This window comes from Achromobacter sp., assembly GCF_032113835.1.
Taxonomy (GTDB): domain Bacteria; phylum Pseudomonadota; class Gammaproteobacteria; order Burkholderiales; family Burkholderiaceae_B; genus Achromobacter.
The window spans coordinates 1-17,976 of record NZ_DAMCTG010000104.1 but is presented as its reverse complement, the minus strand read 5'-3'; the positions used below and the strand labels follow the sequence as shown (position 1 = coordinate 17,976).

General features: G+C 66.5%; 17 protein-coding genes. 11 read left to right on the top strand and 6 right to left on the bottom strand.

The features are described 5' to 3' along the window. Both RT697_RS24105 and RT697_RS24100 read left to right on the top strand, forming a co-directional pair. The coding region (locus RT697_RS24105) for a potassium transporter TrkG (RefSeq protein WP_313702222.1) at window positions 1–674 on the top strand (674 nt) is incomplete at its 5' end. Window positions 675–1,001: 327 nt separating this feature from the next. After that, a complete protein-coding gene (locus RT697_RS24100; RefSeq protein ID WP_313702221.1) occupies window positions 1,002–2,240 on the top strand; it encodes a YbdK family carboxylate-amine ligase in 1,239 nt (412 codons plus the stop codon). A 25-nt stretch (window positions 2,241–2,265) separates the two neighbouring features. Here the strand turns inward: RT697_RS24100 and RT697_RS24095 are convergent, their stop codons facing one another. After that, entirely contained in the window at window positions 2,266–3,201 is a 936-nt protein-coding gene (locus tag RT697_RS24095; RefSeq protein WP_313702220.1) for a methyltransferase domain-containing protein, read from the bottom strand. A 362-nt stretch (window positions 3,202–3,563) separates the two neighbouring features. On the opposite strand from RT697_RS24095, the gene RT697_RS24090 reads away from it, so the two are divergent. Next, complete coding sequence (locus tag RT697_RS24090; RefSeq protein WP_313702219.1) at window positions 3,564–4,082, top strand: phosphoribosyltransferase family protein; 519 nt, start codon at window positions 3,564–3,566, stop codon at window positions 4,080–4,082. A gap of 189 nt (window positions 4,083–4,271) precedes the next feature. After that, complete coding sequence (locus tag RT697_RS24085) at window positions 4,272–4,742, top strand: tRNA (cytidine(34)-2'-O)-methyltransferase (protein WP_313702218.1); 471 nt, start codon at window positions 4,272–4,274, stop codon at window positions 4,740–4,742. 22 nt (window positions 4,743–4,764) lie between these two features. On the opposite strand, the gene RT697_RS24080 is transcribed toward RT697_RS24085, so the two are convergent. The 5 genes from RT697_RS24080 to RT697_RS24060 are packed head-to-tail and all read right to left on the bottom strand — an operon-like array spanning window position 4,765 to window position 8,155. After that, a complete protein-coding gene (locus tag RT697_RS24080) occupies window positions 4,765–5,757 on the bottom strand; it encodes a tripartite tricarboxylate transporter substrate binding protein (protein WP_313702217.1) in 993 nt (330 codons plus the stop codon). A gap of 30 nt (window positions 5,758–5,787) precedes the next feature. Then, window positions 5,788–6,831, bottom strand: a complete 1,044-nt coding sequence (locus tag RT697_RS24075; RefSeq protein WP_313702216.1) for an NAD(P)H-dependent glycerol-3-phosphate dehydrogenase — start codon at window positions 6,829–6,831, stop codon at window positions 5,788–5,790. Window positions 6,832–6,848: 17 nt separating this feature from the next. Further along, window positions 6,849–7,385 (bottom strand): protein-export chaperone SecB, encoded by a 537-nt coding sequence (gene secB / locus RT697_RS24070; protein WP_313702215.1) that lies wholly within the window; start codon window positions 7,383–7,385, stop codon window positions 6,849–6,851. 37 nt (window positions 7,386–7,422) lie between these two features. After that, a complete protein-coding gene (gene grxC, locus RT697_RS24065) occupies window positions 7,423–7,680 on the bottom strand; it encodes a glutaredoxin 3 (RefSeq protein ID WP_056559963.1) in 258 nt (85 codons plus the stop codon). Window positions 7,681–7,732: 52 nt separating this feature from the next. Further along, window positions 7,733–8,155 carry a rhodanese-like domain-containing protein gene (locus RT697_RS24060; protein WP_313702214.1) on the bottom strand — a complete coding sequence of 141 codons (423 nt, stop codon included), beginning with the start codon at window positions 8,153–8,155 and terminating at the stop codon, window positions 7,733–7,735. Between the two features lie 208 nt (window positions 8,156–8,363). On the opposite strand from RT697_RS24060, the gene gpmA reads away from it, so the two are divergent. From gpmA to RT697_RS24025, 7 genes are all read left to right on the top strand, one after another. After that, a complete protein-coding gene (gene gpmA, locus RT697_RS24055) occupies window positions 8,364–9,116 on the top strand; it encodes a 2,3-diphosphoglycerate-dependent phosphoglycerate mutase (RefSeq protein ID WP_313702213.1) in 753 nt (250 codons plus the stop codon). 7 nt (window positions 9,117–9,123) lie between these two features. Continuing rightward, on the top strand, window positions 9,124–10,725 hold the full coding sequence (locus RT697_RS24050; RefSeq protein WP_313702212.1) for a murein hydrolase activator EnvC family protein: 1,602 nt from the start codon (window positions 9,124–9,126) through the stop codon (window positions 10,723–10,725). Between the two features lie 132 nt (window positions 10,726–10,857). Beyond that, entirely contained in the window at window positions 10,858–12,303 is a 1,446-nt protein-coding gene (locus RT697_RS24045; protein ID WP_175122084.1) for a S41 family peptidase, read from the top strand. After that, window positions 12,300–13,058: a HesA/MoeB/ThiF family protein gene (locus RT697_RS24040; RefSeq protein ID WP_105241046.1), complete on the top strand. Its 759-nt coding sequence runs from the start codon at window positions 12,300–12,302 to the stop codon at window positions 13,056–13,058. Before RT697_RS24045 ends, RT697_RS24040 begins: the two co-directional genes overlap by 4 nt. 104 nt (window positions 13,059–13,162) lie before the next feature. Beyond that, window positions 13,163–14,353, top strand: a complete 1,191-nt coding sequence (locus RT697_RS24035) for a GGDEF domain-containing protein (RefSeq protein WP_313702211.1) — start codon at window positions 13,163–13,165, stop codon at window positions 14,351–14,353. A gap of 260 nt (window positions 14,354–14,613) precedes the next feature. After that, window positions 14,614–15,333 (top strand): FadR/GntR family transcriptional regulator, encoded by a 720-nt coding sequence (locus tag RT697_RS24030; RefSeq protein WP_313702210.1) that lies wholly within the window; start codon window positions 14,614–14,616, stop codon window positions 15,331–15,333. Further along, window positions 15,330–16,742, top strand: a complete 1,413-nt coding sequence (locus RT697_RS24025) for an FAD-binding oxidoreductase (RefSeq protein ID WP_313702209.1) — start codon at window positions 15,330–15,332, stop codon at window positions 16,740–16,742. Before RT697_RS24030 ends, RT697_RS24025 begins: the two co-directional genes overlap by 4 nt. Window positions 16,743–17,976 lie beyond the last annotated feature (1,234 nt).

Sequence of the window (17,976 nt, the reverse complement as noted above, 5' to 3'; positions counted from 1 at the left end):
AGCGCAGCCCGCGCGCCTACTGGCGCTGCCCGGAGGCCATTCCCTACCTGGTCGTGGTGCTGGGGGTCGGGCTGGTCATCTCGGTGTACCTGTTCATCAAGGACGTCTACACCGATCCGCTCGAAGCGCTGCGCTACGGCATGTTCAACACCATCTCCATGGCCACCACCACCGGCTATGCCAACACTGATTTCGCGCAGTGGCCGTTGTTTGCGCCGCTGACGATGCTGCTGCTGTCGGGTTTTGCGACGTCGGCCGGATCGACCGGCGGTGGCATCAAGATGATCCGCGCCATCCTGCTGATCAAGCAGGCCCGCAACGAACTGGTGACCATGCTGCACCCGCATGCCATCAGCCCGGTCCGGATCAACGGCCGGGCGGTGGAAACGCGCACCATGTCGTCCGTGCTGGCGTTCATGCTGTTCTACGGCCTGTCCATCGCAGTGTTCACCAGCCTGCTGCTGCTGTCGGGCCTGGACCCGATCACGGCGTTCTCGGCCGTATTCGCCAGCGTGAACAACACGGGGCCGGGCCTGGGTCCGGTCGGCCCCATGGGCACCTTTGCCGTGCTGTCGGACTTTCAGATCTGGGTCTGCACTTTTGCCATGCTGATCGGCCGCCTGGAGCTGCTGACGGTGCTGGTGCTGTTCACGCCGATCTTCTGGCGCAAATAGGCGCCGCAAAGTCCCGAATTCATAAGGGATAACCCTAATAAGGGTTATCCCATCCCTTCTCGAAATCCCCGTCTTTTCTGGCTTCGCGTGGCGCGCTCGCCCACGAGCCGCGCCAATCCTGGGCGGTAAGCGCTTGCTTACTTTTCTTCAGAGGGAAAAACCGGATGATTCGCGATGTTGCACACAAATGTCACGATTTTCAATCGTTTTGCCACAAACCTGCGGCTATCATGCGTTCACAAGCCGCCGTCTAGTGCCCCCCGGGAAGTTGCCGGGCTTCAAGGTCGAACGGCGCATACCCTCATCAAACATTCAAAGGAGTCCGAGATGGAACAGATCCCGTTCATTTCGTCGGCCCCCAATACCCTGGGCATCGAACTCGAGCTGCAACTGATCGACCCCCGCAGTTTTGACCTTGCTGCAGCCTCTGACGAACTGTTGGCCCAAATGGCCAATCATCCTATTGCCGACCGCGTCAAACCCGAAATCACGCGGTCCATGATCGAACTGAACTCCTCGGTGCACGAGCACCCCATGGGCCTGCTGGTCGAAATGCGCGAGATGCGCGACGCCCTGGTCGAAGCGGCCGATGCGGTCGGCGTGTCGGTGGCGGGCGGTGGCGCCCATCCCTTCATGCGCTGGCAGGAACGCTCCATCTCGGATACCCCGCGCTTCCAGTACCTGGCCGAAATGTACGGTTACCTGGCGCGTCAATTTACGGTGTTCGGCCAACACATCCATTTGGGCGTGAAAAGCGGCGACGACTCCATCAAGCTGCTGCGCCGCCTGTCGCCCTACGTGCCGCATTTCATCGCGCTGACGGCGTCTTCGCCGTATTGCGAGGGGGTGGATACCCTGTTCTCGTGCTCGCGCCTGAATGCGGTCAACAGCTTCCCGCTGGCCGGCCACATGCCGCCCGAGGTCAAGGACTGGTACCAGTTCGAAGCCCACCTGTCGCAGCTTCGCGCTTTTGGCCTGGCCGAGAGCATCAAGGACCTGTACTGGGATATCCGTCCCAAGCCCGAGTTCGGTACGGTAGAAATTCGCGTCTGCGACACGCCGCTGACGGTGGAGCGTGCCTGCCAGGTGGCGGCGTTTGCCCAGGCGCTGTCCGTGCTGCTGATGCGCGAGGAAGACCCCAGCGACAACGCGTGGCTGTCGTACCGCAGCAATCACTTCCAGGCCTGCCGTTTTGGCCTGCAGGGCAGCTACGTGACGCCCGACGGGCAGCGCGTGCGCCTGATCGATCATCTGCGTGCGCTGTTCCAGCGCTTGATGCCGGTGGCCGAGGAACTGGGTACGGGCGACATGATCGCCGCGCTGCGCGACGACGCCATGCGTGCCGGCAACGACGCCCGCTGGCTGCGCAGCCAGTACCATCGCCTGCGCGATCTGCCGCTGGTGGTGGAAGCCATGTCGAACGCCTGGCGCGGTACGGCGGCGCCCGTTGCGCCGCCGGCAGAGCCCACCGCGGTGCTACGCCGCCGCATCCGGGCCACGTCTGAACCCATGCAGGGTCTGTCGGCGTCCGAGCCGGGCGTGACCGTGCCGGAACGCCTGCACTAAGCCAGGCAGGCGCCGGAATTCCTGATCAGGGGGTTCCGCGCTGCCGGCCGCCGATCGCGCTGATGGACAGGCGGGTTTCGCCCGCCACGGTCCGATGCGCGGCGGCACGCCAGGCGTGGCCGTAGGCCACTTCGATACTCAAGACGATCAGGCCGTCCGCATTGCGTTGCGCTTCCAGCGCCGCGCACAGGCGGTCGCGCCAGTCGCGCCCCACCAGCCCGCCGCGGCGTCCTTCGGCCGGGTTGCCGCCCAAGGCGCGCACGTCCTGCAGCAGCTTTTCCGGGCTGCGGTAGGTCAGGGTCAGGATTTCCTGGTCCATCACCGGATCCGCGAAGCCGTTTTCCACCAGCAGGTCGCCGAAGTCGTGCATGTCCACAAAGGACGGCGTGGCCGTGCGCAGGCCGGCATCCACCAGCGCCTGCCGCAGTTCGCGCAGCGTGGCCGGCCCCAGACAGGAGAACATCGCCAGGCCGCCCACTTTCAGGATGCGGCGCCATTCGGCCAGCACGGCGTGCGGTTCGCGGTGCCAGTGCATGGCCATGTTCGACCACACCAGTTCCAGCGATTCGGGCGGCAGTCCCGTATTGGCCAGATCGGCGTTCACGAACGCGGGGGCGGCCGGGCCGCGCCGCGCCAGCTTGCCGATCCAGGCCGACAGGCCGCCCGGCGCGTGGCGCTGGCGCGCCTGCGCCAGCAAGGGTTCACAGTTGTCCAGGCCGGTGTAGGCCGCCTCGGGATACCGTTCGCGCAGCAGCGGCAGGTTGTCGCCGGCGCCGCAGCCGGCGTCCAGCATGGCCTGCGGTTGCACGCGGATGTACTGCAGGCGGCCGAGCATGCGGCGCGCCACTTCGCCATAGAGGAATTGTGCGTCGGCCAGATCGTCGCGGCGCGCGAACTGGCGCGGCACGTCGGCGCTGACGAGAGGCAGGGAGGGGGGCGTTGCGGTTTCTGGCAGGGACATTTCGGTCGCGCTCGCGGGATCACCCGGGGCGGAGCATGGTTTGATCTGGGATGGCTCACATTATTGCCCATCCCGGCGGCAGGCTCCGATTGTCCCTACTGAACATGGGGCGACGGCTGTTGTCGCTCCTGGGGTGCGATTGTCCGTTGTGCGGGGCGCGGGTGGCGGGCGCGCGGCTGTGCGCGGGGTGTCAGGCGGACATCCTGGCCGGGCCGCCGGGGGGCTTGGCAAGATGCCCGCGATGCGCGCTGCGCCTTCAAGGGAGCGGACAGCATTGCGCGGCGTGTCTGGCGGAGCCGCAGGCGTTCAGCCGCACGGTCGCGGCGTTTGACTATGCGCCACCAGGCGACGCGCTGGTCCTGATGCTCAAGACGCAGTTGCGGATAAGCATGGCGCCGGTGCTGGCGCGAATGATGGCGCAGGCGGTGCGGGAGGCAGCGGCGCAGACCGGCGCGCAAGCCGTCGGCATTCCGGGATCCAGCGTGTCCGGCGCCACGGCCGAAAGCCGGCATTGCATCGCGGTCCTGCCGCCCGATCTCCTCCTGGTGCCCATTCCTGCCAGCCGGGCGTCGCTGCGTCAGCGGGGCATGAACCCGGCGGCCGAGATCGCGCGCAGCCTGGCCGCCGAACTGGCGCTGCCGCCGCCGCGTCTCCTGCTCGCGCGACGGCGCGAAACGCCCCGCCAGGCCAGCCTCGGCCGGCGTGCGCGGCAGCGGGGGGCGGCGGGTCTCTTTGTGTGCACCGGCCCCGTTCGCGGGCGGCATGTGGCGGTGGTGGACGATGTGATGACCACCGGCAGCACCGTGGGCGCTGCGGCGGCTGCCTTGATGACGGCGGGCGCGGCCAGCGTGATCGTGCTGGTGGCGGCGCGGACGCCCTGATCTGCGTGCATCACCGCTTGGGTTCCCGTTTGGATCCCCGTCTGTATCCGCGCTTGCCCCCTCGCCCGCATCCACGCCCGTATCCACGCCACCTCCGGGCCGCCATTCCGGCTCGTGCCACCAAATCGGCGACAATCACGCTCGCGCGGCCGCTTCCGGCCGCAGACCTTTCCCCCTTTTGCACGCGCCATGTTCCACGTCATTCTCGTCTGCCCGGAGATCCCTCCCAACACCGGCAACGCCATCCGGCTGTGCGCCAATACCGGCGCGCAACTGCATCTGGTGCGTCCCCTGGGGTTCGAGCTGGATGATGCCCGCATGCGGCGCGCGGGGCTGGACTATCACGAGTGGCAGCCCGTGCGCGTCCACGACACGCTGCAGGAAGCCCTGGACGACACCGGCGCGGTCGCATCCAGCATCTATGCGCTGACCACGCACGCGCAGCGCAGTGTGGCCGACGTCAGTTTCAAACCGGGGGATGTGTTCGTGTTTGGCCGCGAAAGCGCCGGCCTGTCGGACGAGCATCAGGCGATGTTTCCGCCGCAGCAGCGGCTGCGGCTGCCGATGCGCGCCGGCCAGCGCAGCCTGAATCTGTCGAACGCCGTGGCGGTCACGGTGTTCGAAGCCTGGCGCCAGCTGGGTTACGAAGGGGGCGCGTAGGCGCCGCCCTTCGGTCTGAACATCAGTCCAGCGACAGCTTCAGCTTGTCGATCACCTGGTCCCAGCGCGCCTTCTCATTCTTGATGCGGTTGGTCAGGGCTTCCGGAGTGGAGGGGGCCGGCGTGAAGTATTGCAGCGCCAGCTGCTTGCGCACGGCCTCGCTATTGATGATGCGGGCCAGTTCGCTGTTGAGCCTTTCGACGATCGGCGTGGGCGTGCCGGCCGGCGCCAGGATCGCGTTCCACGAGATGGCCTCGAAGTCCGGATAGCCCTGCGAGGCCATGGTGGGCACGCCGGGCAGGGCGTCGCTGGGCTGCAGGCTGGTCACGGCCAGCAGCTTGACCTTGCCGTCGCGCGCTTGCGGCACGGCAATCGCCGGCACCATGAAGCCGGCCTGCACGTCGCCGCCGATGATGGCGGTGATGACCTGCGGAAAGCCCGAATACGGGATGTGGGCCAGGTCCACGCCCGCGCGTTCCTTGAACATCTCCATGGCCAGGTGGGCCGAGCTGCCCGGGCCGACCGACCCGTAATTCAGCGAGTTGCCGCGGCCCTTGACCAGCTTGACGAAGTCCTGGACGTTGTCGACCTTCAGGCTGCCCGGCACGACCAGCACGTTGGGGCTGGTGCCGACCAGCGACACCGGCTCCAGGTCGGTCAGCGGGTCGTAACCCAGCGTCTTCTTATAGAGGGTGGGCGCGGTGACCAGCGGGCCGTTGATCGTGTAGAGCAACGTGTAGCCGTCGGGCTTGGCCTGCGACACCATGCGCGTGCCGATGTTGCCGCCTGCGCCCGGCTTGTTGTCGATCACGATGGGCTGGCCCAGGGCCTGGGACAGCGGCTCGGAGATCGTGCGCGCCAGGATGTCGGGCGACGAGCCGGGCGGGAAGGGCACGACCATGTGGATCGGGCGCTCGGGCCAGTCGGCATGGGCGGCGACCGGCAGGATGGCGGCCAGGCTCAGGCAAAGGCCACGCAGCAGCGGGCCGACCCGGGACTTGCGGGTTTGCGTCATGAAGGATGTCTCCTCGGGGTAGGTGTCGTGTCAGCCCAGCCCTTCAGAGCGCGCATCCCGCGCCAGCAGGGCCGAGACGGCGGTCATGGGTGCGACGCCTTCGAACAGCACGGCGCACACGGCTTCGGTGATCGGCAATTCGACATTGATGGCGCGGGCGCGGTCCAGCGCGGCGCGGGCGCAGCGCACGCCCTCGGCGGTGATGCCGCTGGCCAGGATGTCGGCCAGCTTGCGGCCGGCGCCGATCTCCAGGCCCACGCGCCGGTTGCGCGACAGCTCGCCGGTGGCGGTCAGCACCAGATCGCCCAAGCCGGTCAGCCCGGCGAAGGTCTCTGCCTGCGCGCCCAGCGCGACGCCGAATCGGGTCATCTCGGCCAGGCCGCGGGTGATCAGGGCCGCGCGGGCATTGGTGCCCAGCGCGAGGCCGTCGCCGATGCCGCAGGCAACCGCAATGACGTTCTTGAGCGCGCCGCCGACCTCGACGCCGATCAGATCGGTGCTGGCGTAGACGCGCAGCGCCGCGCCGTGGAAGGCGGCGGTGGTGGCGTCGCGCAAGGCGGGGCTGCTGCTGGCGACGGTCAGCGCAACGGGCAGGCCCTGGGCGACTTCGCGCGCGAACGAGGGACCCGACAGGGCGCCGCCGGTCGCGCCGGGCAGGGCCTCGCGCATGATTTCGTGGGGCAGCCTGGCCGTGTCGGCTTCAAAGCCCTTGCACGTCCAGACAATGGGGGTGTCTTGCAGTCCCAGTGCGGGCAGCCGTTGCGACAGCGCCTCGCAGATGGACGTGAGACCCGCGACGGGCACGCCCAGCACGATCAGGCGGCGCGCGGCGTCGTCCTGCAAGGTGCGCAGCGTGGCGTCCAGATCAGAGGAATACTGCAGCGTCTTGGGCAGGGAAATGCCCGGCAGATAGCGGGCATTTTCGTGGGTGGCGGCCATGGCGGCCGCTTGCGCGGCTTCGCGCGCCCAGAGCTGGGTGGGGTGGCGGCGGCTTGCGGCCGCCGCCAGGGCGGTGCCCCAACTGCCCGCTCCCAGGACGGCGACGCGCAGGCGCGGCTCGGCGGGTTGGTTCATGGGGCGCCGCGGGGTGCTTATTGGCGGGTGGCGCCGGGCGGCAGGATGATGCCCGATTCGGCGCCATTGGCGCCGGCGGCCTGCTGCTGTTGCTGTTGCAGTTCAGCGATGCGCTGCTCGTACAGGGCCTGGAAGTTGACTTCGGTCAGGTGCAGCGGCGGCATCGAGGTGCGGGTGATCGCGTCGGCGACGTTGGCGCGCAGGTACGGGTACAGCATCGTGGGGCAGACAATGCCCAGCAGCGGATCGAGTTGCTCTTCGGGGATGTTGGCCGCTTCGAAGATGCCGGCTTGCGTGCCTTCGACCAGGTACACGACCTTGTCGTTGATGCGCGTGGTGACGGTGACGGTGACCGTGGTTTCGAACACGGTTTCGGCCAGGCGCTGACCGCCCACGGTGATGCTCACCTCGACCTGCGGCGCTTCCTGTTCCAGGAACACGTGAGGCGCGTTGGGCATTTCCAGCGAGAGGTCTTTCAGGTAGACGCGCTGCAGATTGAACGAGGGCGCGTCGTTGCCGCCTTCTTGCTGGGTGTTTTGGTCTTGATCAGCCATGAGTGTTTCCGTTGGTGGGAGAGGCAAAAAGGGGCGATTAGCCGTTCAGCAAGGGGGTGAGTCCACCCGAGCGGTCCAGGGCCATCAGGTCGTCGCAACCGCCGACATGGGTATCGCCGATGAAGATCTGCGGGACGGTGCGCCGGCCGGTGCGTTCGATCATGACATCGCGTTGGGACGGTTCCCGGTCGATCTGGATGATTTCCAGGTCGGCCACGCCACGCTGCTCGAGCAACGCCTTGGCGCGGGAGCAATAGGGGCAATAGTCCTTGCTGTACATGACGACTTTGTTCATAGGGCGCTCCTGTGGGTACAAGAATAGGTAGATGGGGGCGAGTCCCCCTGCTTCAACCCTTCTGGGTTACCGGCAGGCTGGCGGCCGACCAGGCACGCATGCCGCCTTCCAGCGGCACGACGTCGGTGAATCCCTGGGCGCGCAGCTTGGCGGCGGCGCGGGCCGAATCGCGGCCGTTGTCGCAAACCACCACCAGCGGCTTGTTCTTGGGCAGCGAGCCGGCCTTCTGCTCGATGTCCGCTGCCGGCACGTTTCGTGCCTGAGCGATGTGACCGGCCTGGAATTGCTCGACGGGGCGCACGTCGACCCACACGGCATTGCGCTGGTTGACCATCTGGATGGCTTCAGTCGTGCTGATGGCGGACCCGGTCCGGCCCTTGCGCAGGGCGGGAATGATCAGCATCACGCCGGAAACCACGGTGACGGCGACGATGAAGATGTTGTTTTTATCGAGCAAGAATTGCAAAAGGTCCACGAAGGCTTCCTGTAGTACGTCGGCGGGCGTTGCGTTGGCTTTTCGCGCACGCAAGTCCTGCCTGGTAGGGGCGAACCCTGATGCGTCGCGTCCAGGACATGGACGCGGTGCGCCGGGGCAAAATCACGGGCAAAATCACTCAATTATAAAATGAGCGCATTCCTTAACCATCCTCCAACTTTAACCCGCCCGGCGGGCGCCCCAAACCATGCACAAACTCGTACTGATGCGCCACGGTGAAAGCCAGTGGAATCTTGAAAACCGTTTCACCGGCTGGACCGACGTCGACCTGACCGACACCGGCCGCGAACAGGCCCGCAAGGCGGGCGAGCTGCTCAAGAAAGAAGGCTTCACCTTCGACCTGGCCTACGCCTCGGTGCTCAAGCGCGCCATCCGCACGCTGTGGATCGCCCTGGACGCCATGGACGCCATGTACACCCCGGTCGGCGTGAACTGGCGCCTGAACAAGCGCCACTACGGCGCCCTGCAGGGCCTGAACAAGTCCGAAACGGCCGCCAAGTACGGCGACGAGCAGGTCCTGATCTGGCGCCGCGCCTACGCGATCGCCCCGGAACCGCTGGACCTGGACGACGAACGCCACCCGCGCTTTGACAGCCGCTACGCCAAGATCCCGGCCGACCAGCTGCCCGCCACCGAGTGCCTGAAGGACACGGTCGCCCGCGTGCTGCCGTTCTGGAACGACTCCATCGCCCCGGCCATCCGCGCCGGCCGCAACGTGCTGATCGCCGCCCACGGCAACAGCCTGCGCGCCCTGATCAAGCACCTGGACAACGTGTCGGACGACGACATCGTCAACCTGAACATCCCGACCGGTCAGCCGCTGGTCTACGAACTGGATGATGACCTGCGTCCGATCCGCCACTATTATCTGGGCGATGCCGCCGAGATCGAGGCGGCCATGGCTGCGGTTGCGGCTCAGGGCAAGGCCAAGAAGGACTGATATCTCTATGCGTCGCACGGCGGGGTTGTTGTTGGCGGTCATGTTGGCCGGTGGGGCGCTGCCTGCGCGCGCCGCGCCCAGTGACCTCGCCGGGCGTCAGTCCGACGCCGAAAAACAGCAGGCCGCCTTGCGCGACCGCATCGAGAGCCTGCAAAAGGACATCGACGACCGCGAGGCGGCCCGCAAAGAGGCCGCCGACGCGCTCAAGCAGTCCGAATCGTCGATTTCCCGCATCAACCTGCGCCTGAAGGAGCTGGCCGACGCCAACCGCAAGGCGACGGCCGATCTCGCATCGCTGGAAAAGCAGATCACCGCGCAGGAGGCCGTGCTGGCCAAGCGCCGCGTCGAACTGGCCGACCAGCTGCGCACCCAATACACCAGCGGCCTGTCGCCCTGGACGGCGCTGCTTTCCGGCGACGATCCCCAGGTGCTGGGCCGCAACCTGGGCTACCTGGACTACGTGTCCCGCGCCCGGGCCGACGCCGTGAAGGCGCTGCGCGCCGACATCGACCGGCTGGCCGCCCTGCAGGCGCGCGCGGACGAACGCCGCGCCGAAATCGAAAAGGGGGTTGCCGAGACCTCCGAACAGAAAACCGCGCTGGTCGCCCAGCAGAAAGAGCGCGCCAGCCTGCTGGCCCAGCTTGAAGGCCAGATCGCCGCCCAGCGCGCCGAGGCCAACAAGCTCGGGCGCGACGACCAGCGCCTGTCGCGTCTTATCACCGATCTGGACGCGGCCATCGCCAAGCAGATCGAGGAAGCCCGCAAGGCCGAAGAGGCGCGCAAACGCGCCGAAGAAGCCCGCCGGGCCGAGGAAGCGCGCCGCGCGGCTGAAGAAGCCCGCCGCGCCGCCGAAGAGGCCAAGAAGCGCGCCGAGGACGAGCGTCGGGCGCAGGACGCCCGCCGCAAGGCCGAGGCGGACCGCAAGGCCGCCCAGGACGGCGCCCGCCGTGACAGCGAGGCCCGCGAGGCCGCACAGGCACGCGAACAGGTCGAAGCCGCCGCCCGCCAGAACCGCGGCCCGGTGGCCGTGGCCGACCCGGACGCCGCCGGCCTGCGTCCCGCCGATCAGCGGCAGACCCGCATCGGTGGCCCTGCCGATACCCCGCCGTCAACAAAACCCGCGGATCCCCCCAAAAAAGCGGAACCTGTTGAGGAATCCGCCACTCCAACGCGCAGCGCATCGGCCCAGCAGACCGCCAAGGCGCCGCCCGTGGGCGGCGGCAACGGCCTGCGTCATGGGCTGGCCATGCCGGTGCGCGGCCAGGTGCAGGGCAGGTTCGGGGTGGATCGTCCGGACGGCGGCGTGTGGCGCGGCGTGGTGCTGCGCGCGGCCGAGGGTACGCCCGTCAAGGTGGTGGCCCCCGGTACTGTGGTTTACGCCGATTGGCTGCGGGGCTTTGGCAACCTGATCATTGTGGATCATGGTCAGCAATACCTGACCGTCTATGCTTACAACCAAAGTCTGCTCAAACGGGTGGGCGATGCGGTGGCCGGCGGGGATACTATTGCTACCGTCGGCGCAACCGGCGGCCAAGTGGAATCCGGCCTATACTTTGAAATTCGCCATCGTGGCGCTCCAGTGGACCCGGCCCAATGGCTGGCGCAGTAGATGTGACGGCTGGTGCAGCCGGTTTGCTGGAATGCAATCGGCGTAAACGCTGTCGGTAAATGAATGTCGTTGGAAAAATACCGTTGGTAAATTACCAAACCCATCGGCGAAAACAAAATTCGGGAAGTGTGCATGGGCACTCGTAAGTTTCGCGGTTTCGGTCTGATTGCCATCGGTGCGGTGGCTGGTGTGTTGCTGAGTGTTGGCGTGACTGCGGTCGCCCAGCGCGGCAGCCCCCTGCCTCTGGACGAGCTCAGGCAACTGAGCAACGTATTTGCCGCCATCAAGAACAACTACGTCGAGGCCGTCGACGACAAGACCCTTATCGACAATGCCATCTCGGGCATGGTGTCGAACCTGGATCCCCACTCCGCCTACCTGGATGCCGACGCGTTCCGCGAAATGCAGACCGCGACGCAGGGCGAGTTCGGTGGCCTGGGCATCGAGGTCGGCGCGGAAGACGGCTTCGTGAAGGTCATCTCGCCCATTGAAGACACGCCCGCGGCCCGCGCCGGCGTCATGGCTGGCGACCTGATCATCAAGATCGACGACACGCCCACCAAGGGCATGACCCTGAACGACGCGGTCAAGCTCATGCGTGGCGCGCCCAAGTCGCCCATCACCCTGACGATCATGCGCGCCGATCGCCCGCAGCCGATCGTCGTGAAGATCGTGCGCGACATCATCAAGGTGCGCAGCGTGCGCAGCAAGATGCTGGACAACGGCATCGCTTACGTGCGCGTCGCCCAGTTCCAGGAAAAGACCGGTGCCGACCTCGCCCGCCAGCTCAAGGAGCTGGGCGCGAAGGAACCGCCCAAGGGTCTCGTGCTGGACCTGCGCAATGACCCGGGTGGCCTGCTGACCAGCGCCATCGGCGTGTCCGGCGCGTTCCTGCCGCCCGATGCGCTCGTGGTGTCCACGGACGGCCGCACGCCGGACGCCCGCCACAAGTACCTGGCGACGCCTTCGGAATACGCCCGCGGCGAAAGCAACTACCTGTCTGGCCTGCCGGCCTGGACCAAGACGGTGCCGATGGTGGTGCTGGTGAACGTGGGTTCGGCCTCGGCCTCCGAGATCGTGGCCGGCGCGCTGCAGGACCACAAGCGCGCCAAGGTGCTGGGCAACCGCACGTTCGGCAAGGGCTCCGTGCAGGTGATTCTGCCGCTGTCCGAAACCACCGCGGTCAAGCTCACCACGTCGCGCTACTTCACGCCCAGCGGCCGCTCCATCCAGGCCACCGGCATCGAACCGGACTACGTCGTTGCCGATACGGCCGACGGCGACCTGTTCCGCCTGCCGCGCGAAGCCGACCTGCAACGTCACCTGTCCAACCAGCAGACCACCAACGAAATCAAGTCCAGCGCCGACCAGGACAACGTGGAACTGCCGGCCAAGGTGTTTGAATTCGGCGGCAAGGACGACTTCCAGCTCCAGCAGGCCCTGAACCTGCTGGCCGGCAAGCCGGTGCAGAAGGGCTCGGCCCGCGCCCAGGCCAAGGCTGACGCCAAGGCCGGCGGCGGAACGCCCCAGCGCATGAAGATCACGCCGACCGGAGTCGAGCCCAGCAAGGACAAATGAACGACGAGCAACTGCTGCGCTACGCCCGCCACATCCTGCTGGACGAACTCGGGATCGAAGGGCAGGAAAAACTGCTGGCGGCGCGTGTGCTCATCGTGGGGGCGGGCGGTTTGGGATCGCCCGCCGCGCTCTACCTGGCCACCGCCGGCGTGGGCGACATCACGCTGGCCGACGACGATGTCGTCGAACTCAGCAACCTGCAGCGCCAGATCCTGCATACCACCGCAAGCGTCGGCCGGCCCAAGGCCGAGTCCGGCCGCGACATGCTGGGCGCCTTCAATCCGCAGACCCGCGTTCACGCCCGGGTCGAGCGCCTGAAAGACCAGGCCTTGTCCGATGCCGTCGCGCAGGCGGATCTGGTGCTGGACTGCACCGACAACTTCACCACCCGCCACGCCATCAACCGCGCGTGCGTGCAGCACCGCAAGCCGCTGGTCTCCGGCGCCGCCATCCGCTTCGACGGCCAGGTCAGCGTCTACGACCTGCGTGACGACAACGCGCCGTGCTATCACTGCCTGTTTCCCGAAGCCGACGACGTCGAGGAAGCCAACTGCGCCACTATGGGCGTGTTCGCGCCGGTGGTCGGCATCATCGGCAGCATGCAGGCCGCCGAAGCCCTGAAATTGCTGTCCGGCGTGGGCGAAAGCCTGTCCGGGCGCCTCCTCTGGCTGGACGTGCGCACCATGCAATGGCGCAGCGTCAACGTGCAGCGTGACCCCGAATGCACGGTCTGCGGCCACCGTGGGCACGCCTGAAGTCTGCCGGCATTGAACCCAAGAACAATACTAAAGGTTTCAAATACCTGCTATAACGCCAGCCAGCCTACTGATTTCGGGTAGAGGGGCATGGACATGACGGCGTGGAACAAGGACTGAAGTTCAGCCTGCCCAAGTGGCGGCTGACACGTTGGCTGACGCATTCCGGGCATGACACGCCGGCGGACATCCGCGCGGCGCTCATTGCCAGTCTGTTCGGCACGCTTCCCATTTTTGCCGGCGGGGTCATCAACACCCTGATGATCTCGGGCGTCGTCGCGTGGCGGCGGCCCGAACCGCTGTATATCTCGTGGCTGATCCTGGAGGTCGTGCTCGCGCTGGTGCGCGTCGTCATCCTGCGATCCGCGCTACGGGCGGCCCCGAAGGGCGGCAACACCCACACCGACCTCTACATCCTGCTGGCCCTGTTCTGGGCGTTCAGCGTAGGCTATGGCGTCTTCATCACCTTCCTGAACGGCGACTGGCTCGCCGCGACACTGGCCGGCGTGTCCTGCGGGGCCATGGCCGGCGGGATCTGCTTCCGGAATTACGGCGCGCCCCGACTGGTGGGCGCCATGATTTTCCTGAGTCTTGGGCCGATGTGCCTGGGCGCGCTCTTTACCGGCGAATGGGTCACGGCGATCGTCTTCATTCAGATCCCGTTCTATCTGATTAGCATGGTCATTGCCTCGCACCGGCTCAACCGCATCCTGGTGTCCACGATGCTGGCCGAGCGCGCCAGCGACCGCCGCGCCAGCGAAGACGCGCTGACCGGCTTGGCCAACCGCGCCGGCCTGCAGGCCGCGCTGGAACGCGTGTGCTCCAGCGCCCGCGGCCATGACAGCGCCGCGGCGCTGCTCTACATGGACATGGACGACTTCAAGCGCATCAACGACACGCACGGCCACGCCGGGGGCGATCAGGTGCTCAAGACCATTGCGGACCGCATGCGCGCCATGCTCCGCGTGGACGATGTCGCCGCGCGCATCGGCGGCGACGAATTCATCGTGCTGGTCACCGGCATCGACGCCACGGCCGCGCTGCGGCTGGGCGAACACCTGCTGCGCGACGTCTCCCAGCCCATCACGCTGACCGACGGCAACCGCGTCTGCGTGGGCCTGTCCATCGGCATCTCGATCATGACGGGCGCCAACCGCACCCCGCAAGGCGCGCTGGACTCCGCCGACGCCGCGCTTTATCGCGCCAAGGCGCAGGGCGGCCGCTGCTGCGTGGTGGATCAGAGCGGGCAGATCGCGGAAAACGAAGGATTGCAGAGCGCGTCGGTCGCGGCTTGATAGGGCGGCGACGGCAGGTGACCGAAATGGTCCGAATGGTCCGGATTTGTATGCTGCGGGGGATTGCCGGTTAAGCAGACGCTGAAGCAGCGGAATCTCAGCTGAGTCCCGCCGACCGGGTCAGTCGCCTGGATCCGGCCGCATTCGAGCCTCTATTCCGCCGCACTCCCATTGCGCGATCCCGCCGGTGCGGTCGTTCCATCGGCTCATGAAACAACAAAGTTATCAGATAACCTGAAAAATCTGCCTATAATCCGCTCATGTTGACCAAGAGCCTCACCCTCACCGAGCAGGTTGCCCGCCAGCTCGCCAGCGACATCGCGGACGGTGTTCACGCCGTCGGCGCCAAGCTGCCGCCTGGACGCGTGCTGGCCGAGCAGTACGGCGTCAGCGCCGCCGTCATCCGCGAAGCCACGGAGCGCCTGCGCGCCCAGGGGCTGATCCAGAGCCGGCAGGGTTCGGGCAGCACGGTCGTCTCGCGCACCGGGGCGCAAGGCTTTCAGGTATCCACCGGCATCGCGGTCGACCGAAAAAAGCTCGCCAGCGTCTACGAACTGCGCATGGAACTCGAAGGCGGCGCGGCCGCGCTGGCGGCTGTCCGCAGCACGCCGGCGGACCTGGACGCCATGAAAGCAGCGCTCGACTTGCTGCAAACCCATCTCGACCACCCCGAGGCCGGCGTCGAACACGACATCGCCTTTCACGTCGCCATCGCGACCGCCACGCACAACAGCTACTACCAGGACCTGCTGCAGTACCTGAACCTGCAACTGCGCCTGGCGGTCAGCACCGCCCGATCCAACAGCCGCCTGCAGGAAGGCCTGACCGCCGCCGTGCACCAGGAACACGTCGCCGTGTTCGACGCCATCCGTGCGCGCGATCCCGACCGCGCCCGCCAGGCCGCCATCCGCCACCTGCAGCAAGCCGCCGGCCGACTGCAACTCGATCTTCTCTCTCCTGCAGCATCCCACATCTCATGAGCGCATCCGACTTTTCTCAACGGCTGGTCCAAGCCCTGGGCCCCGACACCGTCTTCACCGACCCGGCGGACATCGCGCCGTGGCTGTCCGATTGGCGCGGCCTGTACAACGGCCAGGCCCAGGCGGTTGTGCGCCCGCGCACCACGGCCGAGGTCGCCACGTGCCTTGCTCTGTGCCAGGAAGCCGGCGTGCCGGTCGTGCCGCGCGGCGGCAACACCGGCCTGTGCGGCGGCGCCACGCCTGACGGTGGAGCCAACAACGTCGTCATCAGCCTGGACCGCATGAATGCCGTGCGCGGCATCGACACCGTGGCCAACACCATGGTTGCCGAGGCCGGCGCCATCCTCGGCAACCTGCGCCGCGCCGCCCAGGACGCCGGCCGCCTCCTGCCGCTCAGCTTGGCCGCCGAAGATTCCAGCCAGATCGGCGGCAACGTCGCCACCAATGCCGGCGGCGTGAACGTGGTGCGCTACGGCATGGCGCGTGAACTGGTACTGGGCCTGGAAGCGGTGCTGCCCACCGGCGAAATCTTCCACGGCCTGCGCACCCTGCGCAAAGACAACACGGGCTACGACCTCAAGCAACTGCTCATCGGTTCCGAAGGCACGCTGGGCATCATCACTGCGGTGGCGCTGCGCCTCTACCCGCGCACCGACGTGCGTTCGGTGGTGCTGGCCGCCGTCGAATCGCCCGCGCAAGCGCTGCAACTCTTCGAGATCCTGTTCGAACAATGCGGCGCACGCCTGCAGGCGTTTGAGTTCTTCACCGGCGACTGCCTGGACCTGGTGCTGACGCACGCCGAGGGCGTGCAGGAGCCGTTCGAGCAGCGCTACCCGGCTTACGTGCTGGTGGAACTGGCCGACACGACCGACGAGGCGGCCCTGAACACGCTGCTCGAAAACGTCATCGGCACGGCGCTCGAACGCGGCCTGTGCCTGGACGCTGCGGTCTCGGCCTCGCTGGCGCAGTTGCAGACGCTGTGGAAGCTGCGCGAGGAAATCTCCGAAGCCCAACGCGCCGACGGCCCGCACCTGAAGCACGACGTGTCGCTACCGATCGAACGCATCCCCGATTTCATGCAAACCGCGGAAGCCCGTGTACGCGCCCTGTACCCCGACATTCGCCCCTTCATCTTCGGCCACTTCGGCGACGGCAACCTGCACTACAACTTGTCCCGCCCGTCAGGCGCAGACCGCAACTGGGTAGCAGAGCATGGGGCGGCGATCACGGATGCAGTGTTGGATGAAGTGAATCGCTATGGCGGGAGTATTTCTGCAGAGCATGGGATCGGGCAGTTGAAGCGGGAGCATTTCTTGCATAGCAAGGATGCGGTGGAGCTGCGGTTGATGCGGGAGATCAAGAAGGTGATGGATCCTGCGGGGATCATGAATCCTGGGAAGTTGTTGTAGGCGTTACGGGGATTTGTTGATCGGGGTGTTTGTTCGGTGATGGTTTTTGGGTTTCGTGGGCTGTGTGGGATCTTTGTGGGTTGCATGCGGTTTTCGTAGGTTGCATGTGGTCTTCGTAGGTTGCATCAGATCTTCGTAGGTCGCCCGACGCCGCGGTCCCCGTGGGCACGAGCGCCCACGATTGCGGTCCGGAGCCTTCGCTCCGGACTGCCCCGTTGTCATCTTCGTCCGCCTTCGGCTCCCTTCAGATTCCCTCGGGCGCATCGACGGCGCTCGCGCCCACGGTGACCGCGACGCCGTGCTGCCAGGGTCTTTGGTTTGCGCGCTGCAAGACCTGTGGTCAGGGCAGGGGATTTGCGGGGCCGCCGATTGCTGCCGCCCGGGCGGCGGCAATCGGCATCTGTTTCGTGGGACGTTGTGGCGGTGTGCGCTTGCGCGCTGGTGGGGATCGGTTTGCTAATGGTGCTCGCCGACGGGGGAGGGGCGGTGATGGGCGGCGCGCGTCGATGGTCAGCCACAACCTGCCGACCTGTACGCGCGCCGCCCATCGGCACTGGAGTTCAATTGGCGATTAGTGACGGCTTTGCCTGAACCTGCCGAGAGCGTCTGCCATTGCCGGTGTCTGACACCCGTGGGAAATGCGCTTGGTATGACGCGAATCTCACCTGGGTGTCAGACACCTCACTTGGTCTTACGAATCTACTGGTGTTAGACACCCGACTTCGTCTTACGAGTTTGCGCGTGTCGGATACCCGATTCGGTCTTACGAGGTTGCTGCCGGTGTCTGACACCCTCGGGAGATGAACTTGGCCTGACGCGAATCTCACTGGGGTGTCAGACACCTCACTTGGTCTTACGAATCTACTGGTGTCAGACCCCCGACTTTGTCTTACGAGGCTGCGCGTGTCAGATACCCGATTTGGTCTTACGAGGTTGCTGCCGGTGTCTGACACCCTCGGGAGATGAACTTGGTATGACGCGAATCTCACCTGGGTGTCAGACACCTCACTTGGTCCGATTCATGTCGGCTCTGCTTGAGTTTGGCGAGATCGTCTGCCGCTGCCGGTGTCTGACACCCTCGGGAAATGCTCTTGGTATGTCGCGAATCTCACCAGGGTGTCAGACACCTATCGCAGAAGCCGCCACACGCGAAGCGTCATCGCCACGACGCAAGACGCTGCGTAAGCCCCCAAAGGCCGCCCGCGCGGCCGGCCGGGGGCGGGCACCGCAAGAC